Source organism: Rathayibacter sp. AY1D1 (assembly GCF_002932635.1).
In the GTDB taxonomy this organism is placed as follows: domain Bacteria; phylum Actinomycetota; class Actinomycetes; order Actinomycetales; family Microbacteriaceae; genus Rathayibacter.
This window is the reverse complement of sequence record NZ_PSVY01000007.1, coordinates 121,187-147,177: the sequence shown is the minus strand read 5'-3', so window position 1 is coordinate 147,177 and position 25,991 is coordinate 121,187. Positions and strand designations below refer to the sequence as shown.

The window sequence follows — 25,991 nt, the reverse complement described above, 5'->3', positions numbered from 1 at the left end:
GCGGACGACGATCCGCCGACACGCGGATCGCCGGTCGCCGCTCGACCGTGCCTCACGGTGACCGGCGGGTACTGCGACGCGCCTGTCCGACAGGTGAGGGGTGCCTGGCATCTCGGGGCGGGGAGGGCAAGAGGGAGGCGGAAATCGGGGATCACTGTCGCCGGAGGGGTGCGACAGGGCACGCTGTGACGATGAGCGAAGACCACGCCGTCCGAGTCCGCGACCTGCGGAAGGACTACGGGGGCGCTCCGGCGGTCGCGGGAGTCTCCTTCGACATCCACCGGGGCGAGACCTTCGCGCTCCTCGGCCCGAACGGCGCCGGGAAGTCGACGACCATCGAGATCCTCGAGGGCTACCGCGACCGCTCCGGCGGCGAGGTGTCGGTGCTCGGGGTCGACCCGCGCCACGGCGACCTGGCGTGGAAGGCGCGTCTGGGGATCGTCCTGCAGTCCAGCGGCGAGTCCGGCAACGCGACGGTCCGCGAGCAGATCGCGCACTTCGCCAGCCTCTATCCGCGACCGCGCGACGTCGACGAGACCATCGAGGCCGTCGGGCTGACGTCCAAGGCCCGCTCGCGCATCGGGCGCCTCTCCGGCGGCCAGCGCCGCCGTGTCGACGTCGCCCTTGGCATCATCGGCCGTCCCGAGCTGGTGTTCCTCGACGAGCCCACCACGGGATTCGACCCCGAGGCCCGCCACTCCTTCTGGGACCTGATCGCTCTGCTCAAGAGCGAGGGCACGACCATCCTGCTCACCACCCACTACCTCGACGAGGCCGCCCGCCTCGGCGACCGCGCCGCCGTGATCTCCGGCGGGCGGCTCCTGGCCATCGGCCCGATGAGCGCGATCGGAGGGGACGAGGCGCGCGTCCCGATCGTGCAGTGGCGCGAGGACGGCGTGCTGCACCGGCTGCGCACCACCGAGCCCGCCCGGACCGTCGCCGAGCTGCACGCCCGGATCGGGGAGCCGACGGCGCTCGAGGTCGTCCGCCCCAGCCTCGAGGACATCTACCTCGACCTCATCCGCGAGGACCGCGACGCGGTCGACCTGATCGGAGAGCCCGCGTGACCGCCGTCGCCACCCGCCCCCGCACCCTCTCCACTGGCCCGGGACGCACCGTCCGCCTCGGACTCGCCCGCGCCCGCTACGAGATCCGCTCGTACTTCCGCGCTCCGGACCAGGTGTTCTTCACCTTCCTCTTCCCGGTGCTGCTCCTGACGATCTTCTCGGTCGCGTTCGGCGACACCGCGGTGATGCAGGCGAACCCGCAGGACCCGGGCATCCCGATGGCCGAGTACTACGTGCCGGGCCTCGCCGCGGCCGGGATCCTGCTCTCGGGCGTCCAGAACCTGGGCGTCGACATCGCGGTCGAGCGCGGCGACGGCACGCTCAAGCGCCTCGCGGGGGCACCGCTGCCGGTCTTCAGCTACTTCATCGGCAAGTTCGGCCAGGTGCTCGTGACGAGCCTCGCGCAGACGGCCCTGCTGCTCCTCGTCGCGGCGACGGTGTTCTCGGTCGAGCTGCCCACCGACAGCGGGCGCTGGGCGACCTTCGCCTGGGTCTACCTGGCAGGAGTCGCGACGTCGGCCATCCTCGGCATCGCCGTCTCCGCGCTGCCCCGCTCGGGCAAGAGCGCGACCGCCGTGATCGTGCCGCCGCTGCTCGTGCTGCAGTTCATCTCGGGGTCGTACCTGTCGTTCACGACGCTGCCGGACTGGCTGCAGAACACGGCGAGCGTCTTCCCGCTCAAGTGGATCGCGCAGGGCATGCGCGCCGTGTTCCTGCCGAGCGGGTTCGAGGAGGCGGAGGTGAACGGGTCGTGGGACCTCGGCGGCGTCGCGCTGGTGCTCGGTATCTGGCTCGTCGTGGGGCTCGTCGCCTGCCGCTTCGGCTTCCGCTGGATCCGCCGCGACAGCTGAGCCGGAGGAGGCCGCGGCCGGAGGGCGCGCGTCCCCGCGAGCGCGGGGCCTGCGCGCGCAGACCGCGCGGACTCAGACCGCGGTGCCGACCACGACGGGCTCGGGGTGCAGCAGCACGCCGAACTCCGCCAGGACGCGGCCCTGGACATACCGGGCGAGCTCGGCGACCTGTTCGGCCGTCGCTCCTCCGCGGTTGGTCAGGGCGAGGGTGTGCTTGCTCGACACGGCGGCCCGCGAGCCGGGCAGGGCGAAACCGCGCGAGACGCCGGCGTGCTCGATCAGCCACGCGGCGCTGAGCTTCACCAGGCCGTCGGCGCGGGGAGGCACGGGCAGCCCGACGGGCGCTCCTGCCTCGACCGCGGCGAGCGGGGTAATGACGGGCGCCTCCGCCGTCGGCTCGACCGGCCAGCGCGGCGCCTCGGGCGGCAGGGAGTCGGCGAACGCGCTCGTGACGAGGGGGTTGGTGAAGAAGGAGCCGGCGCTCGCGGTGTCCGGGTCCTCCGGATCGAGGACCATGCCCTTGCCCGCACGCAGCGCCAGCACGGTCTCGCGCACCCGCGCGAGCGGTACGCGGTCGCCGAGCGCGACTCCGAGCGCCGACGCCAGCTGACCGTAGGCGACGGGAGTGCCGTCGCCCTCGGCGCCGACCTCCTCGAGCGCGAACTCGACGGCCAGCACCGCGCCCCGGCGGCCCTGCTTGATCACGGAGGTGCGGTAGGCGAACTGCAGCTCCTCCGCCGTCAGCCGGACGGGCTCGCGGGCGCCCTCGTCGAGGAAGTCGACCGCGACCAGCGTGTCCGAGAGCTCCTGGCCGTAGGCGCCGATGTTCTGCACGGGCGACGCACCGACCGTGCCGGGGATGCCGCTGAGGGCCTCGAGGCCCGCCCAGCCGCGCTCCACGGTCGTCGCGACGAGGCCGTCCCACGACTCGCCCGCCTGGACCCGCAGGAGCACGCGCCCCGGCTCGTCGGAGGGGAGCCGCTCGACGCCGGTGGTGCGCACGCGCACGACCGTGCCCTCGACCCCGTCGTCGCCCACGAGGAGGTTGGAGCCGCCGCCGAGCAGCAGCCACGGCTCGTCGTCCGACCACAGGCCGACGAGCGTCTCGACCAGCTCCGCCTCGGTGGCGGGCTCGACGAGGCGCTCGGCGGGTCCGCCGACGCGGAGGGTGGTCAGGGCGGAGAGCAGCGGCGCGGAGGTCACGCGAGTCGGACCCGTGCCTGGGCCTTGCCGAGGACAGACTGGCCCTCGACCGAGACGGCGAGGTCGACGCGGACCCAGCCCTCCTCGGCGTTCACAGCACCGATCCTGGCGACCACGTCGATCGCGGCGCCGTCGCGCGGGTCCACCACGACGGGGCGGGTGAAGCGCACCTGGTAGTCGACCACGCGTCCGGGGTCGCCGACCCAGTCGACGACGACCTGCACCGCGGTGCCCATCGTGAGCATGCCGTGCGCGAGCACGCCGGGCAGGCCGACCTCGGCGGCGACGTCGTCGCGGTAGTGGATGGGGTTGAAGTCGCCCGAGGCGCCCGCATAGCGCACCAGGGTGCCGCGGTCGATCGGGAAGCGGCTCTCGGCGACGACCTGGCCGACGCTCAGCTCGGCGAGAGCGGGCAGTGCGGTGCTCATTCGTCTCCCCTGACCACGAGGGTCGAGATCGCGGTGACGACGTGCTCGCCGCTCGCGTCGACCATGCGGGACTCGGTGGTGACCATCGAGTGGGCGCCGAGCTTCTTGATGGCGGCGACCGAGAGGGTCGCGGTCAGCTCGTCGCCGGCGACGACCGGACGGGTCAGCACGAAGCGCTGGTCTCCGTGCACGACGCGGCTGAAGTCGATCCCGCCGTCGGGCTCGGCGAGCAGCTGCTGGAGCGTGAACTCCTGCACGACGACGGCGAAGGTGGGCGGAGCGACGAGGTCGGGGTGCCCGGCGGCGCGGGCGGCCTCGACGTCGTGGTGCAGGGGGGAGGTCGCGGAGACGGCGCGGGCGAACTCGCGCACCTTCTCGCGCCCCACCTGATAGGGCTCCGTGGGCGCGAAGACGCGCCCGACGAGTTCGGGGTTCACTGGCACCCGGCCATACTAGGCGCTGCCGTCGCGGGGCCCTCGGGGCTCCGGAGGCGCCGCCGGTGGTCACCCGGGTATGACCACCGGGAATTTCCCATCCGTGTATGGCTGACCAGCGGCCGAACTTCTCCGAAGCTGGCGGGCATGTCGACACCCACTCCCGAGCGCGACTGGGCGACCTACGCCCGCGAGCTCGGCACCAACATGCACCGGGCCCGCATCGCCAAGGGCGCCAGCCAGGAGCGGATCGCCCACGCGGCCGGGCTCGCGGGCTACACCTACCAGAAGTTCGAGAAGGGCGAGTCGAAGCCCGGCTCGCCCGCGAACCCCACGCTGCACACCCTCCTCGCGCTCTGCGAGGCGCTCGAGATCGAGCTGACGGACCTCCTGCCGCCCGACCCGCCGCGCACCTCACGAGGCGCCGAGTAGCCGGAGCACCGCGCCGGCCAGCCGCGACCCCGAGCTGAGATCGAGGTCGACCTCGCCGAGCCCGTCGGCCTCCAGGCGGAGCCTGTCCTCCCCCGACTCCCCCGGGCGGCACAGGGAGACGTGCACCGTCGCGCCCGCGGCCCCGTCTCGGCCCGCCCAGAGCACCACCGGGAGCGAGCTCGCCGCGGAGCGGTGCAGCCGCTCCCCCGCCGCGACCAGCTCGTCGTGCTCGCCCGCGCACCAGCGCGGGCACCCCTCGTCGTTCCTGCCGTCCATCCGCTCCTCCACGTTCCGCACCCCTCGGTCGAGGAGACCAGCCCACCAGGCGGTACCGACACCGAGGGCCCGCCGCGCCCCGATCCCGACCGGGGTGTGGACAGGAGACGGTCGTCCGCCCGTTGTGGAGGAGCGAGGACCAGGGTCCCATACGCAGGTGGTGCCGCCAGGGGTCCGGCACGAAGCACCGGCGCGGTGTCAGCGGTGGACGATCAGCCAGGTCGCGATCGCCGTGGTCGAGCCCGTGTTGACCATGCGGTGCGGCCGCTCGCACGGGAACGTGATGGCGTCGCCCGGCCCGAGGACGACCGACTCGTCCTCGAACTCGACCGTCAGCTCTCCGAGCGTCACCGTCCCCATCTCGAACCCGTCGTGGCGGAGCAGCTGCCGGTGCGCCGTCGAGGTCGAGCCCGGCGGGTAGGTCGACTCGAAGAAGTCGACGGCGTCCAGCGGACGCGGCGCCAGACGGCGGAACAGCACTCCGCCCTCGAGCGCCACGGGCGCCGACTCGCGCGCCCGGACGACCGCGGTCTCGACCGGCGCCGACGCGCCCTGGTCGAACACGGCGGACAGCGGGACCCCCAGCGCGTCCACGAGGGCGATCAGCCGGCCGACCGAGGGCTGCATCGCTCCGCGCTCGATCTGCGAGACGGCGCTCACGGAGATGCCGAGTCGCCCGGCGAGGGCCTTCAGCGACAGGCCCGCCGAGAGCCGCAGCTCCCGCAGTCTCGCGCCGAGCCCGGCCCCGTCCGCGATCGCCCGGGCGGCCGCCTCGTCGGGCGCGGTGTCGTCGGAGGGCATGGCCCGTCCCCTCTCGCGGATCGTCACACAGCCGTAACGGAGCCGAAACGAGCGGCGGCCTCCCGACTCGTAGCGTGGCCCGCGTGAAGTGATGACTTCACTCGGAACGCTCTCCGCGACGCCCCGCCTCCTCGGCCGGACGTCCCGACCACCCTGACACATCCGCTCCGTGCCGCTCTGCGCACGACCGCCCGAGAGGTGGATCCACCCATGTCCGACCGCGTCACCGCACCCCGAGTCACCGCACCCCCCGTCGATCCGGATCCCGCCGCGGCGGCGAGCGCCGCCTACGACGACCGCCTCTCCAACGAGGACCTCGCCCCGCTCCGGAAGCAGCGCTGGTCGAGCTACAACATCTTCGCGTTCTGGATGTCGGACGTGCACAGCGTCGGCGGGTACGTGACCGCGGGCTCACTCTTCGCGCTGGGCCTGGCCGGCTGGCAGGTGCTCGTCGCCCTGGTGGTGGGCATCGTGATCGTGCAGGTCTTCTGCAACCTCGTCGCCAAGCCCAGCCAGGTCACCGGCGTGCCCTACCCCGTCATCAACCGGGCGATCTTCGGCATCCGCGGCGCGAACATCCCGGCGATCATCCGCGGACTGATCGCGATCGCCTGGTACGGCGTGCAGACCTACCTGGCGGCGCAGTCGCTGAACATCGTCTTCCTCAAGTTCTTCCCGGGCATGGCCGCCCTGAACACGCCCGAGGCGTCGTTCCTCGGCCTCTCGGCTCTGGGCTACCTCTCCTACGCGATCCTCTGGGTCGCGCAGGCCGCGCTGTTCTGGCGGGGCATGGAGTCGATCCGCCGCTTCATCGACTGGGCGGGACCGGCGGTCTACGTGGTGATGCTCGTGCTGGCCGTCTACCTGGTGTCGCAGGCGGGCTGGGAGAACATCTCGCTCACCCTCGGCTCCGGCGAGCCGCTCGACCTCGCCGCCGCGGTGCCGGTGATGATCTCGGCCGTCGCCCTGGTCGTCTCCTACTTCTCGGGCCCGATGCTCAACTTCGGCGACTTCTCCCGGTACGCCCGCAGCTACGGCGCCGTGAAGCGCGGCAACCTGCTCGGCCTCCCGATCAACTTCCTCTTCTTCTCCCTCCTCACCGTGATCACCGCGTCGGCGACCGTCCCGGTCTTCGGCGAGCTGATCACCGACCCGATCGAGACCGTCGAGCGGATCGACACCTGGTTCGCCGTGCTCTTGGGCGGGCTCACGTTCGTCATCGCGACGATCGGCATCAACATCGTCGCCAACTTCATCTCCCCCGCGTTCGACTTCTCCAACGTCAACCCGAAGAAGATCAGCTGGCGGATGGGCGGCATGATCGCCGCCGTCGGCTCGGTGCTGCTCACCCCGTGGAACTGGTACTCGAACGACACCGCCATCCACTACACGCTCGGCATCCTCGGCGCGCTGATCGGACCGCTGTTCGGCGTCCTCATCGCGGGCTACTACCTGATCAGCCGCCAGCGCGTCTGGGTGGACGACCTCTACACGATGAGCGAGAAGGGCCGCTACTGGTTCTCGCGCGGCTTCAACCCCAACGCCGTCTGGGCGACCGTGATCGGCGGAGTCCCCTCCGTCGCCTCGGTGCTCGTGCCGCGCTGGATCGCGGAGGCGGGAGGCGCGGAGTTCACCTGGCTCGGCGACTACAGCTGGTTCCTCGGCTGCGGGCTCGGGTTCGTCGCGATGGCCGTGCTCGAGCGGCGCGCGCCGCGGATCGGGCGCCTCGACGAGGACCTCGAGCACGTCAGCGACGGCTCGACCGTCTGATCCGGCCGGCACGGAGGAGGGATCCGCTCCGGCCGCTCCGCATCCCGCGGACCGGCGGCCGGGCGGGCCCCTCCCCCTCCCGGCACCCGAAGCGAGGAACCACCATGCGCATCACCGTCGTCAACCCGAACACCAGCACTGCGATGACCGCGGCGATCGGCCGGGCCGCCCGCTCCGTCGCCTCGCTCGGCACCGAGATCACGGCCGTCACTCCGCCGATGGGTCCGGCGTCGATCGAGAGCCACTACGACGAGGCGCTCGCCGTGCCCGGCGTCCTGCACGAGATCGCCCGGGCGGCGGCGGCCGGCTGCGACGGCGCGGTCATCGCGTGCTTCGGCGACCCGGGCGTCGACGCCGCGCGCGAGATCGCGAGCGGCCCGGTCGTGGGGATCGCCGAGGCCGCCATGCACATGGCCGCGCTCGTCGGCCGGGGCTTCAGCGTGGTCACCACGCTCTCGCGCACGAGCGGCCGCGCCTGGGACATCGCCCGCCGCGCCGGGTTCGGCGACGCCTGCCGTCAGGTGCGCGCCTGCGACATCCCCGTGCTCGAGCTCGACGACCCCCGCTCCGACGCCCGCCGCGCGATCCTGGCGGAGTGCGCCGAAGCGCTGGCCGTCGACGGGTCCGACTCGATCGTGCTGGGCTGCGCGGGCATGGCCGACCTGTGCCGCGACCTCTCACGGGAGCTGGGCGTGCCCGTGATCGACGGCGTCGCCTCGGCGGTGCGCCTGGTGGAGGGGCTCGTCGCGATGGGCGTCAGCACCTCGCGGCGCGACGAGTACGCCGCGCCGCGGACGAAGGCGATGGCGGGGCTGCTCGCTCCGTTCGAGCGGGTCTGAGGCTCCGCACCCCGCACGGTCGGGTGTTCTACCGGACCGCCGGGCCGGACCCACCTGCGAGGATCGGGGGATGAGCGTCCTCCGCGATCTCGGCCTCGGTGCCCGGCTCTTCCTCCGCGGCTTCCGCACCTGGGTCCGCTCGCCGCGGGCGATGCTCCTCGGCGCGATCCCGCCCCTGATCGTCGGCCTGGTCTTCGTCGGCGTGCTGGTCCTGGTGCTCACGCGGGTGCAGGACGCGGTGACCGCGCTCACCCCGTTCGCCGGCGGCTGGGACGAGGGCACGGCCGCCACCGTCCGCCTGGTGCTCTCGATCGCGGTGGTCGGCGCCGTGCTCGCCCTCGGCGTGGTCCTCTTCGCCGCGGTGACCCTGCTGGTCGGCGATCCCTTCTACGAGCGGATCTGGCGGCGGGTCGAGGACGACCTCGGCGGCGTGCCCGACGAGCGCGAGAGCACCTTCTGGCAGGGGGTCGGCCGCGGCCTCCGCGACTCCGCCGTGCTGGTCGCCACCTCCCTCGGGATCGGCGTGGTCCTGGTGCTGCTGGGCCTGGTGCCGGTGGTCGGCTCGATCGTCGGCCTCGTCGCGGGCGCGTTGGTCGGCGGGAGGGCCCTCGCGCTCGAGCTGACCGGGTTCGCGGGCGACGCCCGGGGGCTCTCCCTCCGCGACCGCCGCCGCCTCCTCGGCGAGCACCGCGCGGTCTCGCTCGGCTTCGGCATCGCCGTCTACCTGGCGTTCCTCGTCCCCGGGGGCGCGGTCGTCGCCACCCCCGCCGCGACGGCCGGCGCGACCCTCCTGCTCCGGACCCTGCGGGGCGAGCCGACCGAGCGGCCCGCCGCCTGACACCGCTTGGCCGCCGCCCGGCTCTCCCCTAGACTCGCCGCGTGCGCACGTCGATCCGAAGCCCATGGTGGCCCGCCTCCTAGGCGGACCGACGCGCAGACCCCTCGCACGCGACCGCCTCCTCCGGGCGGTCGTTCTGCATGTCAGGGCCCGGGTGGGGCACGACCCGATACAAGGACCACGATGACCTCGCTCCTCTCCCGCATCCTCGCCTCCGACGGGACGCTGCCGTTCGCGGTGGTCCTCCGCCAGGGCCGCGACGCCGTCGACGTGTTCACGGGCGACGTGCTCGACGTCGAGGGCCTGGCCGACATCCCGCTCGACGGCGACGACGTGCTGACCCTCGTGCCCTACCGGCAGGTGCGCGAGCGCGGCTTCGCGGCGAAGGACGACGGAGCCCCGCTGCGCAACCTCGTGGTGCGCGAGCGCGAGAGCGTCCCCCTGGCCGAGGTGCTGCGGCTCCTGCCCGAGCGGGAGATCCCGGTCGAGGAGCGCGGCTTCGACGTGCCGGACGACGAGTACGCCGACATCGTCCGCCGGGTGATCGAGGACGAGATCGGCCGCGGCGAGGGCGCCAACTTCGTCATCAACCGCGCCTTCGTCGCGCAGACCGACGCGCCGCCCGTCGAGGCGGTCCTGGCCTGGTTCCGCCGCCTGCTCACCGACGAGTCCGGCGCGTACTGGACCTTCGCGATCCACACCCCCGGCGTCGACGGCGCGCAGACGGTCACCGCCGTCGGCGCGACCCCCGAGCGCCACGTCTCGGTGCGGGACGGCGTCGCGATGATGAACCCGATCAGCGGCACCTTCCGCCACCCCGCGGCCGGACCCACCGGGGAGGAGGTGCTCGCGTTCCTCGCCGACGTGAAGGAGAGCGAGGAGCTCTTCATGGTCGTGGACGAGGAGATGAAGATGATGAGCGCGGTCTGCCCGGACGGCGGCCGCATCCTCGGGCCGTTCCTCAAGCAGATGTCGCGGCTCAGCCACACCGAGTACCTGCTCGAGGGCCGCACCGGACTCGACGTGCGCGAGGTCCTGCGGCTGACGATGTTCGCGCCCACGGTCACCGGCTCGCCGATGGAGAACGCGTGCGCCGTGATCGCCGAGTACGAGAAGGAGCCGCGCGGCTACTACTCCGGCGTGCTCGCCCTCTTCGAGCCGGAGGAGCACGGCTACACGGTCGACGCCCCCATCCTCATCCGCACCGCCTACCTCCGCGCGGACGGCCGCCTCACCGTGCCGGCCGGCGCGACGCTCGTGCGCCACTCCACCCCCGAGGGCGAGGTCGCCGAGACGCGGGCGAAGGCGTCGGGCGTCCTCTCCGCCCTCGGCCTGCTGCCGCACCGCGAGGTGCCGCCGGCCATCGACCTGAACGCGCAGCCGGGCGTGCAGGAGGCGCTCGAGGCGCGCAACGAGCGGCTCGCCTCGTTCTGGCTCCGGCCCCAGGCGCCCGAGCACATCGCCGGCCTCGCCGGGCACACCGCGCTGATCGTCGACAACGAGGACCAGTTCACGACGATGCTCGCCCACCAGCTGCGCCACCTCGGGATGGACGCCCGGGTCGAGCGCTGGTCGGAGGTCGCCGACGTGCTGAGCGACGACCTCGTCGTCTTCGGCCCCGGCCCGGGCGACCCCCGCGACGACTCCGACCCGCGGATCGCGCACCTGCGCTCGCTGATGACCACGCGCCTCGAGGCGGAGCGGCCGATGCTCGCCGTCTGCCTCAGCCACCAGATGCTGTCGCTGCTGGCTGGCCTCCCGGTCGAGCCGCTGCCCGCGCCCCGCCAGGGCGTGCGCCTGGCGGTGGACGTGTTCGGCGAGGACGCCGCGATCGGCTTCTACAACACCTTCTCCTCCGTCGCCCCCGGCGTCGCGCGCACGCCCCGGCTGGGGCTCGAGGTGTCGGTCGATCCGGAGACGGGAGTGGTCAACGCCCTGCGCGGCGAGCACGTCGCGTCGGTGCAGGGGCACCTGGAGTCGGTGCTCTCCTCCGACGGCCTGCGCACCCTGGAGCGGCTGGTCCGCACCGCGACCGCTCAGCCCGCGCGCGCATGAGCGGCCTGCGGCTGATCGCGTCGCCCGCCTACCCGGCCGAGCTGCAGGAGGCGGTGGCCTCCGCCGTGCGCGCGGCGGCCGAGGCGGCGCGCGGCTGGTACGGGCGCGGCGACAAGATCGCGGCGGACGAGGCGTCGGTCGCGGCGATGCGCGCCGTGCTGGCCGACGCTCCGTTCGACGGCATCGTCGTGATCGGCGAGGGCGAGAAGGACGAGGCCCCGATGCTCGCGAACGGCGAGCGCCTCGGCCGCGCCTCCGCACCCTCCTGCGACGTGGCGGTCGATCCGCTCGACGGGACCCGGCTCACGGCGGAGGGGCTCCCCGGCTCGGTGAGCGTGATCGCGCTGGCCCCGCGAGGCACGCTGTTCGACCCGCGCGACGTCTTCTACATGGACAAGCTGGTCTGCTCGGGAGCGGGCCGGGGCGCCGTCTCGCTCGACCTCCCTCCCGCCGAGAACGCCGCACGGCTGGCGGCGGCGCTCGGGAAGCCCGTCGCGGAGCTGGTCGTCGTCGTGCTCGACAAGCCGCGTCACTCCGGGCTCATCAAGGCTCTGCGCGCGGCCGGGGTCGCGCTCGAGCTGCGCGGCGAGGGCGACGTGTCGGTCGCGATCGAGGCGGCCGATCCCGCGGGCCGCGTCGACCTCGTCCTCGGCATCGGCGGCACCCCGGAGGGAGTGGTCGCCGCCTGCGCCGTCCGCGCCCTCGGCGGGGTCATGGAGGGGCGCCTCGCCCCCCAGACCGCACCGGAGCGCGCCAACGCCCTGGCCGCCGGCCACGACCTCGACCGCCTGCTGACCCTGGAGGACCTGGTCTCCTCGGACGACGTGCTCTTCGCGGGCTGCGCGGTCTGAGACCTCTCCCACGGGCAGGACCTCGCCCGGGAAAGCCGAAGGCCCCGGCTCGACGCGCGAACCGGGGCCTTCTCGCTGTAGCGGGAGCGGGACTTGAACCCGCGACACCACGATTATGAGCCGTGTGCTCTAACCACCTGAGCTACCCCGCCGCGCGTTCTTCGCAGGTCTGGCCTGCGGGGAACGGAGCCCCCTGTGGGAATCGGACCCACTACCTCTTCCTTACCAAGGAAGTGCTCTACCAATGAGCTAAGGGGGCGCACCTGCGGGTCTGACAGCCCCTCTCGGGGCGTGCCCGCGATTTGGCACCGTTAGACGATAGCACCTCCGCGGAGCGTCGATGACCGCGGGGGACGCGCCCCCGCGGCCGCCCGTCTGCGGCTACGCCCGGCTCGCCTCGTCGAGCGCGGCGAGCTCCTCGGCGCTCAGCTCGAGGGAGGCCGAGGCGATCAGCGCCGGCAGCTGCTCCATCACGCGGGCGCTGGCGATCGGCGCGACCACTCCGGGCTGCGAGCGGAGCCACGCGAGGGCCACCGTCGCCACCTCGGCGCCGTGCGCCTCCGCCGCCGCGTCGAGCGCCGCCAGCACCCGGCGGCCGCGGCCGTCGAGGTAGCGGGAGGCGCCGTCGGCGCGCGGACCCTCGGGCGTCGATCCGTCGCGGTACTTGCCGGTCAGGAATCCTGACGCCAGGGCGGAGTAGGGGACGACGGCCAGCCCCGCCTCGCGGGCGAGGGGCAGCAGGTCGGCCTCGATCCCGCGCTCCACGAGGTTGTAGTGCGGCTGCAGCGCGACGGGCGCGTGCAGGCCCTCCTCGCCCGCGATGCGCAGCCACTCCGCGACGCGCTCGGCGCTGAAGTTCGACACTCCGATCGCGCGAACGAGGCCCTGGTCCACGAGCTCGGAGAACACGGCGGCGATGTCGGCCATCGGCACGGCCTCGTCGTCGAAGTGAGCGTAGTAGAGGTCGATCCGGTCGGTCGCGAGCCGCTCGAGGGAGGCGCGGGCGGCCGCGCGCACGGTGTCGGGCGCGAGGCCGGTGAACTGCGGGTGGCGGCCCGCCTTCGTCGCGATCACCACGTCGTCCCGGTCCCCCGAGCGCTGCGCGAGCCACTCGCCGATGATCGTCTCGGACTCGCCGCCCGTGTTGCCCGGGACCCAGGCGGAGTAGGCGTCGGCGGTGTCGATGAAGTCGCCGCCCGCGGCCGTGTAGCCGTCGAGGACGTCGAAGGAGGTCTGCCGCCCCGCGGTCCAGCCGAAGACGTTGCCGCCGAGCGAGAGCGGGAAGACGTCGATGCCGGAGTCGCCGAGCGGCGAGCGGGTGACGGAGGAGGATGCTGCGCTGTCGATGGTCATCCCCCGATTCAAGACCCGCTCCCCGCCGTGATCGATCCCCCTCCCGCGCATGCGCGGCAAGGACTCAGGCTCTCAGCGCCGCGGGTAGTCGGCGTAGGCGAAGCGCGTCGAGTCCGGCGCCCAGCCGGAGACGTTGATCGTCCCCTGCCCGCCGTGGAGGCGCTCCAGCACGCGGCCGGGCTCGAGCGTCGAGCGCCCGGGGAGGTCGAGCAGCCGCAGCTCGACGTCGACGTTCTCGGGGTGCCCGGCCGTCCCCTCCGGATAGGCGAGGTAGAGCAGGTGCGCGCCGTCGGGCGACTCGTGCGGGAACCAGTCGACCGTGTCCGACTCGACCAGGCGGGAGAGCGCGGAGCCGTCGAGGCCGATCCGGAACAGCTGCGCACCTCCTCCGGCCCGCTCGGAGTTGAAGACGAGGGTGCGGCCGTCGGCCGAGACGTCGACGCCGTCGTCCGCCGGCTCGTCGTCGGTCAGGGCGGTGAGCGCGCCTCCTCCGGCCGGCATCGTGTACACGTCGGTCCGCCACCGCCCGGAGGCGTCGCCGCCGCCGATCAGCGCGAGGGTCGCGCCGTCGGGCGAGACGCCGTGCAGGTAGTGCTTGAAGCGCGCGCCCTCGCGCTCGGCGGTCAGGCGGCGGGCGGGGGCGGAGCCGTCGAGCTCGACCGCGTACAGGTGCCCGTCGCGCGCCGAGACGTAGGCGAGCCCGCCGGACGGGGCGAGCACGTGGTCGTTGTTGAGCTCGGCCGGCACCCCGTCGAGCGGGATCGGCTCGAGCACGGGCGTCCCCTCGAGCGGCAGTCGGAAGAGGCCGCCGTCGCCGTTCACGATCAGGGCGGAGCCGTCCGGAGTCCAGTTCGGCGCCTCCACGAGGACGGAGTCGGACTCGAAGACGGTCGTCGACTCCCCCGTCGCGAGGTCGTGGACGCGGAGTCGGCAGAGCTGGTCGGGGAGGAGCGAGCGGGCCATGCTCCCCACGGTAGGGCCCTGGCGGATCACGACGGGGCCGTCAAGCCTCTCCGCACTCAGGTTCCGCGGGAGGGCGCTCCGATATTCTTGACCGACTTATGCGCTGGGTACACCTTGGGAGGAACATGTGATGCTCCTCATCCTCGTGATCTCGTTCGCGATCGCCGTGGTGACCCCCTGGCTGGTGGACCGGTTCGGGCCGAAGACGTTCTACGCGCTGGCGCTGATCCCGGCCGCGAGCTTCGTCGCCACCGCGACCGCCCTGCCGACGATCCTCGACGGCGGCGAGATCCGCGAGTCCGTGCCGTGGATCCCCGCGCTCGACATCGCCCTCTCCTTCCGCCTGGACGCGCTCTCGATCGTCCTCGCCCTCGTGGTCAGCGGAGTCGGCGCCCTGGTCCTCGCCTACTGCGCGACGTACTTCAGCCGCGACGAGCCCTCGCTGGGCCGGTTCGCAGCGCTCCTGTCCGCGTTCGCCGGAGTGATGTACGGGCTGGTCACGGCCGACGACGTGATCATCCTCTTCGTCTTCTGGGAGGCGACGAGCGTCCTCTCCTACCTCCTCATCGGCCACTACAGCGGGCGCAAGGAGAGCCGGGGTGCCGGTCTCCAGGCGCTCCTGGTCACGACTCTCGGCGGGCTGGCGATGCTGGTCGGGATCATCGTCCTGATCGTGCAGGCCGGTACCACCAGCCTCTCCGGGATCGTCGCCGCCGCCCCCTCCGGCCCGATCGTGTCGACGGCGCTGGTGCTGGTGCTGCTCGGCGCGTTCTCGAAGTCCGCCCTGGTGCCGTTCCACTTCTGGCTGCCGGCCGCGATGGCCGCTCCCACGCCGGTCAGCGCCTACCTGCACGCCGCCGCGATGGTGAAGGCGGGCATCTACCTCGTCGCGCGCCTCGCGCCGGGCTTCGCCGACGACTCCGTCTGGCTGCCCGTGGTGGTGAGCGTCGGAGTCTGGACCATGCTCGTCGGCGGCTGGCGCTCGCTCCGGCAGTACGACCTCAAGCTCGTGCTGGCCTACGGCACCGTCAGCCAGCTCGGCTTCCTGACCGTCGCCGTCGGCTTCGGCTCGCGCGACGCCGCGCTGGCCGGACTGACCCTGCTCGTCGCCCACGCCCTCTTCAAGGCGCTGCTCTTCCTCACCGTCGGCATCGTCGACCACCGCGCCGGCACGCGCGACCTCCGCAAGCTCAGCGGCCTGGGACGGCAGGCGCCGGTGCTCGCGGGCGCCGCCCTCGTCGGCGTGCTGTCGATGGCGGGCATCCCGCCGCTGCTGGGCTTCGTCGCCAAGGAGGCCGTGTTCACGAGCCTGATCTCGGCGATCGAGCAGGGCTCGTTCTGGGCCTGGGTCGCGCTGGTCGGCCTCGTCCTCGGCTCGATCCTCACCGTGGCCTACTCCGCGCGCTTCTTCTGGGGCGCCTTCGCCCGGAAGAAGGGGCTCGAGGACACGCACCTGCACGCCGAGCCGTGGACCTTCACCGCCGCCCCGGTGCTGCTGGCCGCCGCCAGCATGATCGGCGGGATCGCCGCCTCCGTGCTCGACCCGCTCGTCGCCGTCTACGCGGACACCCTCCCCTACGCCGCCCCGGACGCCGACCCGGAGCTCGCCGCCGCCGCGGAGGCCTCCGACCACGGCGGCTACCACCTCGCGCTCTGGCACGGCTTCGAGCCCGCGCTGGCACTCAGCGCCCTCGTGATCGCCGTCGGACTCCTGCTCTTCGCCAAGCGCGTCGCCGTCGCGCGCGCCCAGTCGATGCTGCCCAACCGGATCGACTCGGCCGAGGGCTACTGGGCCACCGTCCGCTGGCTCGACCGAGTCGCCAGCACGGTCACCGAGTCCGTCCAGCGCGGCTCGCTCCCCCGCTACCTGACGGTGATCTTCGCGGTCTTCGTCCTCGGCGTCGGCGGTGCGGCCGCCCTCAACCGCACCTGGCCGGGCGATCTCGTCTTCTGGGACAGCCCGGGCCAGCTCGCGGTCGCGGCCGTGATGATCCTCGCGGCGGTGCTGTGCGCGATCGCCCGCAACCGCGTCGCCGCCGTGCTGCTGGCAGGCGCCACCGGCTACGGGATGGTGGCCCTCTTCGCCCTGCAGGGCGCACCGGACCTCGCCCTCACCCAGGCGCTGATCGAGACGGTGACCCTCGTGGTCTTCGTCCTGGTGCTGCGCCGCCTCCCGACCCGCATCGCCGCGAAGCACCAGCCGATGCGCAAGCGCCTGCGCGCCGTCATCGGCATCGCGGTCGGAGCGGTCATGGCCCTCGCCGCCACCATCGCCCTCGGCGCCCGGACCGCGACGCCGATCTCGGCCGAGCTGCCCCGCCTCGCCTACGAGGAGGGCAAGGGCCGCAACATCGTCAACGTCCTGCTCGTCGACATCCGCGCTTGGGACACGATGGGCGAGATCTCGGTCCTCGTCGTGGTCGCCACCGGCGTCGCGAGCCTGATCTTCCTCTCCAGCCGGGCCGGAGGCGCTCCCCGCCTCGAGTCGCAGAGCGCCAACGACCGCCGCGAGCGCGCGATGGACCTGACCACCTCCTCCGCCGACGCCGAGCGCGACGGCGACCGGGGCTCCTGGCTCGTCGCCGGGCGCACGCTCCGGCCGGAGAACCGCTCGATCGTGCTCGAGGTGCTGGTGCGCCTGCTCTTCCACCCCGCGATGATCGTGTCGGTCTACCTGCTCTTCACCGGACACAACACCCCGGGCGGAGGCTTCGCGGGCGGCCTGCTCGCCGGTCTCGCCCTCGTCGCGCGCTACCTCGCCGGCGGCCGCTTCGAGCTCGGCGAGGCCGCGCCGATCGACGCGGGCAAGGTCCTCGGACTCGGCCTCTTCTTCGCCGTCGGCACCGCCGTCTCCTCCCTCGCCTTCGGCCTCGAGGTCCTCGAATCGAGCTGGCTCGACCTCGAGGTGCCGGTGCTGGGCGAGCTCCACCTGGGCACGTCCACCCTCTTCGACATCGGGGTGTACCTGATCGTGATCGGCCTCGCCCTCGACATCCTCCGCAGCCTCGGCGGCGAGGTCGACCGCCACGGCGAGGAGGCCGAGCAGGGCTCCCCCTCGGGCGACGGCGTCACGCACTCGACCGACAGCACCCCCGGCCCCGGCCAGGGCACGGTCGACGGGCTCGAGACCTCGCTCCCCACCGGCTCCACGGTCGTCGGCGGACCGGGCAGGGGGGACGGCGCATGAGCATCACCCTCGTCCTCGTCGTCGTGATGGCGGTGATGTACGCGGCGGGCGTCTACCAGATGCTCGAGCGCAGCCTCACCCGAATCCTGATCGGGTTCCTGCTCGTCGGGAACGCGACCAACATCCTCATCCTGCTGATGGCCGGCCGCTCGGGCATCGCGCCGTTCGTCACCGACGACGGGCGCTCCTACGAGCAGATCGCCGCCGAGATGGCCGACCCGCTGCCGCAGGCGCTGATCCTCACCGCGATCGTGATCACCTTCGGGGTGTCCGCCTTCCTCCTCGCGATGATCTACCGGCGCTGGCGCCTCGCCAACGCCGACCAGGTGGAGGACGACGAGACCGACGCCTCCGTCCGCGAGGACGCGGCGGGCATCTCGGCCCAGACCACCGCCGACGACCGGGCGCTCGACGTCCTGCTCGAGTCCAGCGACGAGGGCACCGCCGCCAAGCACGGGGAGAGCGCCATGACCGACGACAGGAAGGAGGACCGATGAACGCCCTGATCCCGCTCGTCGTCACCCTCCCCCTCCTGGGAGCGGCCGTCGCGCTGATCCTCGGACGCCACCGGCGCGCGCAGATCACCGTGAACATCGTGACGCTCTCGAGCGTTCTGGTGATCTCCTCGGTGATGCTCGTGCTGGTCCTCACCGGCGACGGAGGCGGCAGCGCCGTCTACGTGGGCGGCTGGGAGCCGCCGTGGGGCATCGTGCTGGTCGTCGATCCGCTCGCCGCGCTGATGCTCGTGATCACCTCGATCACCCTGCTGGGCGTCCTGCTGTTCTCGGTCGGCCAGGGCCTCGTCGACGGCAACCGCGAGACGCCGGTCACGATCTTCCACCCGACCTACCTGATCCTCTCGGCGGGCATCCTCAACGCCTTCGTCGCGGGCGACCTCTTCAACCTCTACGTCGGCTTCGAGATCCTGCTGGCCGCGAGCTACGTGCTGATCACCCTGGGCGGCACCGCGCCGCGGATCCGCGCCGGCACGACCTACGTGGTCGTCAGCCTGGTCTCGAGCGTGTTCTTCCTCTCGGCCATCGGCCTGCTCTACGGCGCCACCGGCACGGTCAACATGGCGCAGCTCTCGATCCGCATCGCCGAGCTCCCCGCCGACGTGCAGCTGGTGCTCCACGTGGTGCTGCTGCTCGGCTTCGGGATCAAGGCGGCCGTGTTCCCCCTGTCGTTCTGGCTCCCGGACTCGTACCCCACGGCTCCGGCGCCGGTCACCGCCGTCTTCGCCGGACTCCTCACCAAGGTCGGCGTGTACGCGCTGATCCGCACCGAGACCCTGCTCTTCCCCGGCGGGAGGCTGAGCGAGGTGCTGCTGGTGGTGGCGCTGCTGACGCTGATCGTCGGCATCCTCGGCGCCGTCGCGCAGGCCGACATCAAGCGGATGCTGTCCTTCACGCTGGTCTCGCACATCGGCTACATGGTCTTCGGGATCGCCGTGGGCACCCCGGCCGGCTACGCGGCGACGATCTTCTACGTCATCCACCACATCACGGTGCAGACGACGCTCTTCCTCGCGACCGGCCTGATCGAGCGCGTCGGCGGCACCACCTCGATCCTGCGCCTCGGCGGGCTGCTCAAGGCCTCGCCGCTGCTGGCGCTGCTCTACTTCATCCCCGCGATGAACCTCGGCGGGATCCCGCCGTTCACCGGCTTCCTCGGCAAGGTGGGGCTCTTCGTCGCCGGCACGGAGGCGGCCGTCGACCAGCCGTCGTGGCTGATCTGGGCCGTCATCGCCGCCGGAGCCGTCACCTCGCTCCTGACCCTCTACGCCGTCGCGCGCGTCTGGAACATGGTCTTCTGGCGCCGGCAGGAGGAGGTGCCCGGCTACGAGTCGCCCCTGATCGACCAGCTGCAGGAGGACCCCCACGACACGGGCAGCATCCGCACCCGCCACTCGCCGCCGATGATGGTGCTCGCCACCGCGGGGATGGTCGTCGTCGGCGTCGTGCTGACCGTCGGCGCCGGTCCCCTCTACGACGCGAGCGAGCGAGCGGCGAGCGCGGTCGCCGACCCCGCGACCTACATAGCGACCGTCTACCGCGACTCGTCCTTCGGAGAGGAGGGGCCGCGATGAGCCCCCGCCGCCGCGTCGACATCTGGAACCGCGTCGCGATGTTCGTGACCCTCGTCGGGATCTGGGTGCTGCTCTGGGACGACGTCTCGGTGCTGTCGATCGTCACCGGCTTCCTGGTCGCCCTGCTGATCACCCGGGTGTTCTACCTGCCGCCGGTCGAGTTCTCGAACCGCATCAACCCGTGGTTCGTGCTCCTCTTCCTCCTGCGCCTGCTGGCCGACATCGCGGTGGCCTCGGTGCGGGTGTCCTGGCAGATCCTGACCCTGCCGGTCCCGGTGCACAACGCCATCGTCGCCGTGCACCTGCGCAGCCGCTCCGAGGGGATGCTCGTCTGGACGACGGAGGCCGTCTCGCTCGTCCCCGGCTCCCTGGTGATCGACGTGGACCCGCAGCTGAACGTCCTCTACCTGCACGTGCTCGGCGTGACCCACGACGAGGGCGAGCGGATCGACGAGGTGCGCCGGACGGTCCTCCGGACGGAAGCGCGCATCGTCCGGGCCATCGGCTCCCGCGAGGACGTGCAGCGGGTGAACCGGCCGATCGAGGCCGGATCGGGGGTGGTCCGGTGATCGACTGGCTGATCTGGATCCTGGTGCCGGTCTTCGGCGCCGCCTGCCTGCTCGCACTCGTGCGGATCCTCCGCGGTCCGTCCGTGCTCGACCGGGTCGTCGCGGCCGACGTGCTCGTCGCGACGATCATCTGCGGGATCGGCGCCGAGATGGCGGTCAACCACCACGCGCGGACCCTGCCCGTCGCGCTCGGGCTCGCGCTGTTCGCCGTCTTCGGATCGATCAGCGTCGCCAAGTTCATGGCCAACCGCGAGGAGGACTGACATGGACCTGTTCTTCGACGTGCTCACCGCTGTGCTGCTGCTGGTCGGCGCCCTGCTCTCGCTGCTGGCCGCGATCGGCTTGATGCGGTTCGACGACCTGCTCTCCCGGATGCACGCGGGCACGAAGCCGCAGGTGCTCGGACTGATCTGCGTGATGCTCGCGGTCGCCATCCGGAACCCCGGCTTCGCCGCCGCAGGGACCATCGTGCTGGTGATCGGCTTCCAGCTGCTGACCGTGCCCGTCTCGGCGCACATGGTCGGCCGGGCGGCCTACCGGGCCGAGGCCGTCTCTCCCGGGTACCTCGTCGCCGACGAGCTCGCGGAGGCGGTCACCCGCGCCGACGAGCAGTCCCGCGCGACCGGGCCCGAGACCGCGCACGGGTCCGAGGAGCGGGCGCGCACCTCCTCCGCGCCCCCGCCCGAGGACGAGGACGGCCCGGCCGCGACCGCCTAGGCGACGAGGACGAGCTGCACGGCGGAGGCGCCGGTCATGCTGCGCAGCGCGAATCCGCCGATCGCGAGGGTGACGGCGACCAGGCCGCCGACCAGCAGCACCAGCAGCGGCACCACCCACAGCAGCGCCCGTCGGCGTCGGGCTCGGGCCTCGTCCGGTGTCTCATCGATCACCCGTCGACTGTACGGGACGGCGGAGGGCGTGCCCCCGGCGCCCCCGGGGCGCCCGATAAACTCGACCCCATGACCCTGGACTCCGCTACCTCCGGCGCGCCCGAGAACTCCCCCGGCCCCGACTCCGAGGCCGAGCACCGCCGGGGAGCCGAGTGGTGGCGCACCGCCGTCATCTACCAGATCTACCCGCGCTCCTTCGCGGACGCGGACGGCGACGGCATCGGCGACCTGCCCGGCATCGCCTCGCGCCTCGAGAGCCTCGCCGAGCTCGGCGTCGACGCGATCTGGCTCTCGCCCTTCATGACCTCGCCGCAGAAGGACGCGGGCTACGACGTCGCCGACTACTGCGACGTCGATCCGCTCTTCGGCACCCTCGCCGACTTCGACGCGATGCTCGCCCGCGCTCACGCCCTGGGCATCCGCATCATCGTCGACCTCGTCCCCAACCACTCCTCCAGCGCCCACCGCTGGTTCCAGGAGGCGCTCGCCGCTCCCGCGGGCAGCGCCGAGCGGGCGCGCTACCTGTTCCGCGACGGCCGGGGCGAGTCGGGCGAGCTGCCCCCGAACAACTGGGAATCGGTCTTCGGCGGCCCCGCGTGGACCCGCGTCATGGAGCCCGACGGCTCGGCCGGCCAGTGGTACCTGCACCTCTTCGACACCTCGCAGCCCGACTTCGACTGGACGAACGAGTGGGTGCGCGAGCGCTTCCGGGAGGTCCTCCGATTCTGGCTCGACCGCGGCGTCGACGGCTTCCGCGTCGACGTGGCGCACGGGATGATCAAGGCCGAGGGGCTGCCTGACTACACGCCGCCCGCCGACAGCGGGTCGATGGGCGGAGTCGCTCCCGCCGACGGCGAGGAGCCCGCCACCGCCCCCTACTGGGCGCAGGACGGCGTCCACGAGATCTACCGCGACTGGCACTCCCTGCTCGCCGAGTACCCGGACGACCGCGTGCTCTGCGCCGAGGCGTGGGTGCAGCCGCTCTCCAAGCTCGCCCGCTGGGTCCGCCCCGACGAGATGCACCAGGCCTTCAACTTCGCCTACCTCGAGACCCCGTGGAGCGCACCCGCCCTCCGCGACATCATCGACTCCTCCGTCGAGGCCTTCGCCGCCGTCGGCGCCCCGTCGACGTGGGTGCTGTCGAACCACGACGTCGTGCGCCACGCGAGCCGCCTGGCCCTGACGTCCGACAACCCGCAGGGCTACGGCATCGGCCCGCGCACGCCCGGACTCCCCGACCCCGTCCTGGGGCTGCGCCGCGCTCGTGCCGCGACCGCCCTCATGCTCGCGCTCCCCGGCTCCGCCTACGTCTACCAGGGCGAGGAGCTCGGGCTCCCCGAGGCGATCGACCTGCCGGACTCGGCGCGTCAGGACCCGACCTGGTTCCGCACCGGCGGCGAGCGCTACGGCCGCGACGGCTGCCGGGTGCCGATCCCGTGGGAGGCGGACGCGCCCGCGTACGGCTTCAGCGGCTCCGGCGACTCCTGGCTGCCGCAGCCCGGCGACTGGGCGCCGCTCGCGCGCGACCGCCAGCGCGGTGTCGCGGGCTCGACGCTCGAGCTGTACCGGTCCCTGCTCGCGGTGCGCCGCACCGAGGACCTGGGCTCCGGCGCCGTCGAATGGCTCGAGGGCTACCCGGAGGACGTCGTGGCGTTCCGCAACGGAGCCGTCACGGTGATCGCGAACCTCGGCGAGGCTCCGGTCGAGCTGCCCGTCGGCTCCGTGGTGCTGTCCTCGGAGGAGCTGCACGAGCCGGCGCTGCCCGCCGACACCACGGTCTGGCTGCACGCGGAGTAGCGGGCCGCGGGGTCCGCCCGGCGGCTCCCGCGTCCCGCCGCCGGGTCAGCGCCCGGCGTTGGCCTTGAGCCAGAGGTAGGAGTCGACCTTCGTCACGCCGTCGAGGCGGATCTCGAAGTGCAGGTGCGGGCCGGTCGACATGCCGGTCGTGCCCACCAGGCCGAGGAGCTGACCGACCTTCACCGGGTCGCCCTCGGAGACGGCCGCCGAGCCGTGCTGCATGTGCGCGTACACGCTCGAGACGAGCTGCCCGTCGATCTCGTGGTCGACGATCACGTGCACGCCGAGCGAGCCCTCGCCGTCGATGACCGTGCGCACGACGCCGTCGGCGATCGCCTGGATGGGCGAGCCGTCGCCCGGGTTGAAGTCGGTGCCGCCGTGGTTCACCGAGCAGCCCGCGCAGTTGCGGTAGCCGAAGCGGTCGCCCACCGGCACGCCGACGGCGAAGGGCCACTGGATGGACGCGTTCGGGTCGTTCGTGAAGCCGGTGTCGGAGGTGCGGACGATGTCGGCGACGTTGGTCTGCGTCTTGCGCTCCTGCACGCCGAACCCGTCGCGGGCGACCGTCTCGGCGCTGACCTCGCCGGCGACGAACGACTGCGCGCCGCGGCGGGCGTCGGCGCCGAAGGGGGTCGAGAGGCTCTGCGCCTGCACGTCCTCCGCGGTCAGGAGCGATGTGGCCGGCAGAGAGGTCGCCGCCACGATGGCCGCGACGAAGGAGAGGGCGACGAGTCCGCCGACCCGGGCCCGGCGCACGGGCCGGAGCGGCGTCGCGCGCGGAGCGGGGACGGGCGCCGGGGCGCTGCGGACCGAGGCGACGCGGCGCTCCGCCTCGCGCAGCTGCTCCGCCGTGGGAGCCGCGAGGAGGTCGTCGGAGCCGCTCGCCAGCGAGACGTCGGAGGCGAGGGCCAGAGCGCGCTCGCGCTCGCGGAGCTCGCGACGGGAGAGGGGTGGAGTCGATTCGCCGGGGGTCGATGCAGGGGCAGCGGGGGCGGGCGAATCGGGGCTCACGAAATCGATGTCTTCCGTCGGGGGCAGGGGACGAGCGGGCCTCCAGGGAGAGGCACCGCTCGGCTCCGTGAGCGCAGCCTGTGCGAACATCACGAATTCATAAAGGATAACCACGGCCGGCGGGATCCGGCCAGAGGCCGCCGCGCACAGGCGCGATCGGGGCACGACGCGCGGCGAGCCCCGGCGGGATCCTGCGCCGGTCCGCCTCTCGGCGCACGGAATCCGTGTCGGCTCCGCCTGGGAGAGCGGTTACACCTCGTCCGCGCGCAGGCGGCGCAGCAGATCCTCCAGCTCGGCGAAGAGAGGATCCGGTGCCGCGATGAGCAGCCCGGAGCCGAAGGATGCACCGTCGAGTCCCGCGACCCGCGCACCCGCCTCCTCGGCGATGAGGGCGCCCGCAGCGAGGTCCCACGGGTTCAAGCCCCGCTCGTAGTACGCGTTCAGCTGCCCGGTGGCCACCGAGCACAGGTCGAGCGCCGCCGAGCCGATGCGGCGGATGTCGCGGACCGAGCCCAGGAGCTCCTGCACCACGGCGCCCTGACGCATCCGGCGGCCCGCGTCGTAGCCGAAGCCGGTGCCGACCAGCGCGAGCGAGAGGGAGGAGGGAGCCGAGACCTGCAGCGCGACTCCGTCCCGCTCGGCTCCCCCGCCTCGGCTGGCCGTGGTCACCTCGCCCGTCGCTCCGTTCACGACCGCGCCGGCGAGCGCGGTCCAGGTCGCGGGATCCGGCTCCCCCTCCACCACAGCGATGCTGACCGCGTAGGAGGGGATGCCGTAGAGGTAGTTGACGGTCCCGTCGATCGGATCGACGACCCAGGTCAGCCCGCTCGTGCCGCCCCCCGACCCCGACTCCTCGCCGAGGAAGCCGTCGTCCGGACGCGCCTCGGCCAGGCGCCTGCGGATCAGCTCCTCGACCTCCCGGTCCGCGGCCGTCACCACGTCCTCCGGGGACGACTTCGACGCGGCGATCTCGACACCGTCCTGCCGCCGCTGGCGGGCGAGGTGCGCCGCCTCGACGGCGATCGAGCGGGCGATGGCGAGGAGGGGGGCGTTGTCGCTCATGGCCCCAGCCTAGGGATCGGGCCCATCATGGGGGGATGAGCACCCCTATCGCCCTCACGGGAGCCACCGGAGCCGTGGGCGGTCGCGTCGCGCGCGAGCTCGCCGACGCCGGTCACGCCCTCCGCCTGCTGGTCCGCGACCCGTCCCGCGCGCCCGAGCTCCCCGGGGCCGAGGTGGTGCGCTCCTCCTTCGCCGACGCGGGCGACTCGCTCGAGGGCGTGCGCCTCCTCCTGATGGTCTCCGCCTCCGAGAACGAGGAGCGCCGCGCCGAGCACCTCGCGTTCGTCGGTGCAGCCGCCGCCGCGGGTGTCGAGCACGTCGTCTACACCTCCTTCGCCGGAGCCGCACCCGACGCGGTCTTCACCCTCGCCCGAGACCACGCGGCCACCGAGGACGCGATCCGCCGCTCGGGCATGGGCTGGACGTTCCTCCGCGACAACCTCTACCTCGACTTCCTGCCCGCGATGCTCGGCGACGACGGCGCGATCCGCGGACCCGCGGGATCGGGCCGTGCCGCCGTCGTCGCGCGCGAGGACGTGGCCCGCGCCGCCGCCGCGGTCCTCCGCTCCCCCTCCGAGCACCGCGGAGCCGCCTACGAGCTGACCGGGCCCGAGGCCCTCACCCTCGACGAGGTCGCGGCGACCCTGACGGCGGCGGGCCGCCCCGCCGTGTACGTCGACGAGACCCTCGAGGAGGCGTACGCGTCACGCCGCCGCTGGAACGCACCGGACTGGCAGCTGGACGCCTGGGTCAGCACCTACTCCGCGATCGCCGCCGGACAGCTGGAGCACGTCTCGTCCGACGTCGAGCGGCTGACCGGACGGCCGCCGCTCTCCCTCGCAGGGTTCCTGGAGCAGGAGGCGCGGGGCTGAGGCGACGGCGCGGGCCGGGCCGACAGCGCGGGCCGGGCGACCGCGGAGGCCGGGCCGACGGCGTGCGGGGTGCGACGGGACGAAGACGCCGGGCCCGGCGATCCGCCGGACCGGTGCTCCCCCGGAAAGGCACTCCGCCGAAAGGGCGATCCCCCGACATGCGGAACGCCCCGCGCATCTCGTGATGCCGGGGCGTCTGCTGGATGTTCCTGCTCGGTGGCGAGTGAGGGATTCGAACCCCCGAAGGCTACGCCGTCTGATTTACAGTCAGATCCCTTTGGCCGCTAGGGTAACTCGCCGTGGCGCACCCGACCGCGTGTTCACAACCGGAGGCGCTCAGCAAGGATACCCAC

26 protein-coding genes and 3 tRNA genes are annotated in these 25,991 nt (G+C 73.0%); 16 read left to right on the top strand and 13 right to left on the bottom strand.

Annotation, left to right across the window (positions count from 1 at the left end; translation table 11 throughout):
- Positions 1–191 precede the first annotated feature (191 nt).
- Together C5C56_RS07525 and C5C56_RS07520 are read left to right on the top strand one after the other, a co-directional pair.
- Positions 192–1,067 carry an ABC transporter ATP-binding protein gene (locus C5C56_RS07525; RefSeq protein ID WP_104223630.1) on the top strand — a complete coding sequence of 292 codons (876 nt, stop codon included), beginning with the start codon at positions 192–194 and terminating at the stop codon, positions 1,065–1,067.
- Positions 1,064–1,918 (top strand): ABC transporter permease, encoded by an 855-nt coding sequence (locus C5C56_RS07520; RefSeq protein ID WP_104223629.1) that lies wholly within the window; start codon positions 1,064–1,066, stop codon positions 1,916–1,918. Before C5C56_RS07525 ends, C5C56_RS07520 begins: the two co-directional genes overlap by 4 nt.
- A 72-nt stretch (positions 1,919–1,990) precedes the next feature.
- Here the strand turns inward: C5C56_RS07520 and C5C56_RS07515 are convergent, their stop codons facing one another.
- Genes C5C56_RS07515 through C5C56_RS07505 form a run of 3 tightly spaced genes read right to left on the bottom strand, consistent with a single transcriptional unit; the run spans position 1,991 to position 3,992 of the window.
- Positions 1,991–3,121 carry a UDP-N-acetylmuramate dehydrogenase gene (locus C5C56_RS07515; protein WP_104223628.1) on the bottom strand — a complete coding sequence of 377 codons (1,131 nt, stop codon included), beginning with the start codon at positions 3,119–3,121 and terminating at the stop codon, positions 1,991–1,993.
- Positions 3,118–3,549, bottom strand: coding sequence for a MaoC/PaaZ C-terminal domain-containing protein (locus C5C56_RS07510; RefSeq protein WP_104238284.1), 432 nt, complete (start codon positions 3,547–3,549; stop codon positions 3,118–3,120). Before C5C56_RS07510 ends, C5C56_RS07515 begins: the two co-directional genes overlap by 4 nt.
- Positions 3,546–3,992, bottom strand: a complete 447-nt coding sequence (locus C5C56_RS07505; protein WP_104319320.1) for a MaoC family dehydratase N-terminal domain-containing protein — start codon at positions 3,990–3,992, stop codon at positions 3,546–3,548. Before C5C56_RS07505 ends, C5C56_RS07510 begins: the two co-directional genes overlap by 4 nt.
- 138 nt (positions 3,993–4,130) lie before the next feature.
- Here C5C56_RS07505 and C5C56_RS07500 point away from each other — a divergent pair, with 138 nt between their 5' ends.
- Entirely contained in the window at positions 4,131–4,415 is a 285-nt protein-coding gene (locus C5C56_RS07500) for a helix-turn-helix domain-containing protein (protein ID WP_104223625.1), read from the top strand.
- Here C5C56_RS07500 and C5C56_RS07495 read toward each other — a convergent pair.
- Together C5C56_RS07495 and C5C56_RS07490 are read right to left on the bottom strand one after the other, a co-directional pair.
- Positions 4,398–4,691, bottom strand: a complete 294-nt coding sequence (locus C5C56_RS07495) for a DUF6907 domain-containing protein (protein WP_104227044.1) — start codon at positions 4,689–4,691, stop codon at positions 4,398–4,400. The genes C5C56_RS07500 and C5C56_RS07495 overlap by 18 nt on opposite strands.
- Positions 4,692–4,889: 198 nt before the next feature.
- Positions 4,890–5,492, bottom strand: coding sequence for a helix-turn-helix domain-containing protein (locus C5C56_RS07490; RefSeq protein WP_104227043.1), 603 nt, complete (start codon positions 5,490–5,492; stop codon positions 4,890–4,892).
- Between the two features lie 210 nt (positions 5,493–5,702).
- On the opposite strand from C5C56_RS07490, the gene C5C56_RS07485 reads away from it, so the two are divergent.
- The 5 genes from C5C56_RS07485 (at position 5,703) to C5C56_RS07465 (ending at position 11,845) form a co-directional block, all read left to right on the top strand.
- Positions 5,703–7,262: an NCS1 family nucleobase:cation symporter-1 gene (locus C5C56_RS07485; protein ID WP_104266754.1), complete on the top strand. Its 1,560-nt coding sequence runs from the start codon at positions 5,703–5,705 to the stop codon at positions 7,260–7,262.
- Positions 7,263–7,366: 104 nt separating this feature from the next.
- Complete coding sequence (locus C5C56_RS07480; protein WP_104319319.1) at positions 7,367–8,101, top strand: aspartate/glutamate racemase family protein; 735 nt, start codon at positions 7,367–7,369, stop codon at positions 8,099–8,101.
- A 70-nt stretch (positions 8,102–8,171) separates the two neighbouring features.
- Positions 8,172–8,939, top strand: coding sequence for an EI24 domain-containing protein (locus C5C56_RS07475; RefSeq protein ID WP_104292413.1), 768 nt, complete (start codon positions 8,172–8,174; stop codon positions 8,937–8,939).
- A gap of 183 nt (positions 8,940–9,122) precedes the next feature.
- A complete protein-coding gene (locus C5C56_RS07470; protein ID WP_104254835.1) occupies positions 9,123–10,994 on the top strand; it encodes an anthranilate synthase family protein in 1,872 nt (623 codons plus the stop codon).
- Entirely contained in the window at positions 10,991–11,845 is an 855-nt protein-coding gene (locus C5C56_RS07465) for a fructose-bisphosphatase class II family protein (protein ID WP_104319318.1), read from the top strand. The genes C5C56_RS07470 and C5C56_RS07465 overlap by 4 nt, the downstream gene beginning before the upstream one ends.
- Positions 11,846–11,923: 78 nt before the next feature.
- Here the strand turns inward: C5C56_RS07465 and C5C56_RS07460 are convergent.
- The 4 genes from C5C56_RS07460 to C5C56_RS07445 form a co-directional block, all read right to left on the bottom strand.
- Positions 11,924–11,997, bottom strand: a tRNA-Met gene (locus C5C56_RS07460).
- 35 nt (positions 11,998–12,032) lie between these two features.
- Positions 12,033–12,104, bottom strand: a tRNA-Thr gene (locus C5C56_RS07455).
- A gap of 122 nt (positions 12,105–12,226) precedes the next feature.
- Positions 12,227–13,198 (bottom strand): aldo/keto reductase, encoded by a 972-nt coding sequence (locus C5C56_RS07450; protein ID WP_104238294.1) that lies wholly within the window; start codon positions 13,196–13,198, stop codon positions 12,227–12,229.
- A gap of 72 nt (positions 13,199–13,270) precedes the next feature.
- Positions 13,271–14,161 carry a PD40 domain-containing protein gene (locus C5C56_RS07445; protein WP_104319317.1) on the bottom strand — a complete coding sequence of 297 codons (891 nt, stop codon included), beginning with the start codon at positions 14,159–14,161 and terminating at the stop codon, positions 13,271–13,273.
- A gap of 130 nt (positions 14,162–14,291) precedes the next feature.
- Between C5C56_RS07445 and C5C56_RS07440 the strand changes: the two genes are divergently transcribed.
- The 6 genes from C5C56_RS07440 to mnhG are packed head-to-tail and all read left to right on the top strand — an operon-like array spanning position 14,292 to position 20,723.
- Positions 14,292–17,348 (top strand): Na+/H+ antiporter subunit A, encoded by a 3,057-nt coding sequence (locus C5C56_RS07440; protein WP_104319316.1) that lies wholly within the window; start codon positions 14,292–14,294, stop codon positions 17,346–17,348.
- Positions 17,345–17,845: a Na(+)/H(+) antiporter subunit C gene (locus tag C5C56_RS07435; protein ID WP_104223614.1), complete on the top strand. Its 501-nt coding sequence runs from the start codon at positions 17,345–17,347 to the stop codon at positions 17,843–17,845. Before C5C56_RS07440 ends, C5C56_RS07435 begins: the two co-directional genes overlap by 4 nt.
- A complete protein-coding gene (locus tag C5C56_RS07430) occupies positions 17,842–19,437 on the top strand; it encodes a Na+/H+ antiporter subunit D (RefSeq protein ID WP_104319315.1) in 1,596 nt (531 codons plus the stop codon). Before C5C56_RS07435 ends, C5C56_RS07430 begins: the two co-directional genes overlap by 4 nt.
- Positions 19,434–20,006 (top strand): Na+/H+ antiporter subunit E, encoded by a 573-nt coding sequence (locus C5C56_RS07425; RefSeq protein ID WP_104234245.1) that lies wholly within the window; start codon positions 19,434–19,436, stop codon positions 20,004–20,006. Before C5C56_RS07430 ends, C5C56_RS07425 begins: the two co-directional genes overlap by 4 nt.
- Entirely contained in the window at positions 20,003–20,269 is a 267-nt protein-coding gene (locus tag C5C56_RS07420; RefSeq protein ID WP_308470711.1) for a monovalent cation/H+ antiporter complex subunit F, read from the top strand. Before C5C56_RS07425 ends, C5C56_RS07420 begins: the two co-directional genes overlap by 4 nt.
- A 1-nt stretch (position 20,270) precedes the next feature.
- The gene (gene mnhG, locus C5C56_RS07415; RefSeq protein WP_104319314.1) at positions 20,271–20,723 is read left to right on the top strand and encodes a monovalent cation/H(+) antiporter subunit G; all 453 of its coding nucleotides are present in this window, start codon (positions 20,271–20,273) and stop codon (positions 20,721–20,723) included.
- Here mnhG and C5C56_RS17785 read toward each other — a convergent pair.
- Positions 20,720–20,896, bottom strand: coding sequence for a hypothetical protein (locus tag C5C56_RS17785; protein ID WP_159939698.1), 177 nt, complete (start codon positions 20,894–20,896; stop codon positions 20,720–20,722). The genes mnhG and C5C56_RS17785 overlap by 4 nt on opposite strands.
- 69 nt (positions 20,897–20,965) lie before the next feature.
- Between C5C56_RS17785 and C5C56_RS07410 the strand changes: the two genes are divergently transcribed.
- Positions 20,966–22,693 carry a glycoside hydrolase family 13 protein gene (locus tag C5C56_RS07410; protein WP_104319313.1) on the top strand — a complete coding sequence of 576 codons (1,728 nt, stop codon included), beginning with the start codon at positions 20,966–20,968 and terminating at the stop codon, positions 22,691–22,693.
- A gap of 45 nt (positions 22,694–22,738) precedes the next feature.
- On the opposite strand, the gene C5C56_RS07405 is transcribed toward C5C56_RS07410, so the two are convergent.
- Both C5C56_RS07405 and C5C56_RS07400 read right to left on the bottom strand, forming a co-directional pair.
- On the bottom strand, positions 22,739–23,704 hold the full coding sequence (locus C5C56_RS07405; protein WP_104266745.1) for a M23 family metallopeptidase: 966 nt from the start codon (positions 23,702–23,704) through the stop codon (positions 22,739–22,741).
- Between the two features lie 249 nt (positions 23,705–23,953).
- Complete coding sequence (locus C5C56_RS07400) at positions 23,954–24,766, bottom strand: inositol monophosphatase family protein (protein WP_104260456.1); 813 nt, start codon at positions 24,764–24,766, stop codon at positions 23,954–23,956.
- A gap of 35 nt (positions 24,767–24,801) precedes the next feature.
- Here C5C56_RS07400 and C5C56_RS07395 point away from each other — a divergent pair, with 35 nt between their 5' ends.
- Entirely contained in the window at positions 24,802–25,638 is an 837-nt protein-coding gene (locus tag C5C56_RS07395) for an NAD(P)H-binding protein (protein WP_104268584.1), read from the top strand.
- A 217-nt stretch (positions 25,639–25,855) separates the two neighbouring features.
- On the opposite strand, the gene C5C56_RS07390 is transcribed toward C5C56_RS07395, so the two are convergent.
- Positions 25,856–25,937: transfer RNA gene (locus C5C56_RS07390), tRNA-Tyr, on the bottom strand.
- Positions 25,938–25,991: the final 54 nt, after the last annotated feature.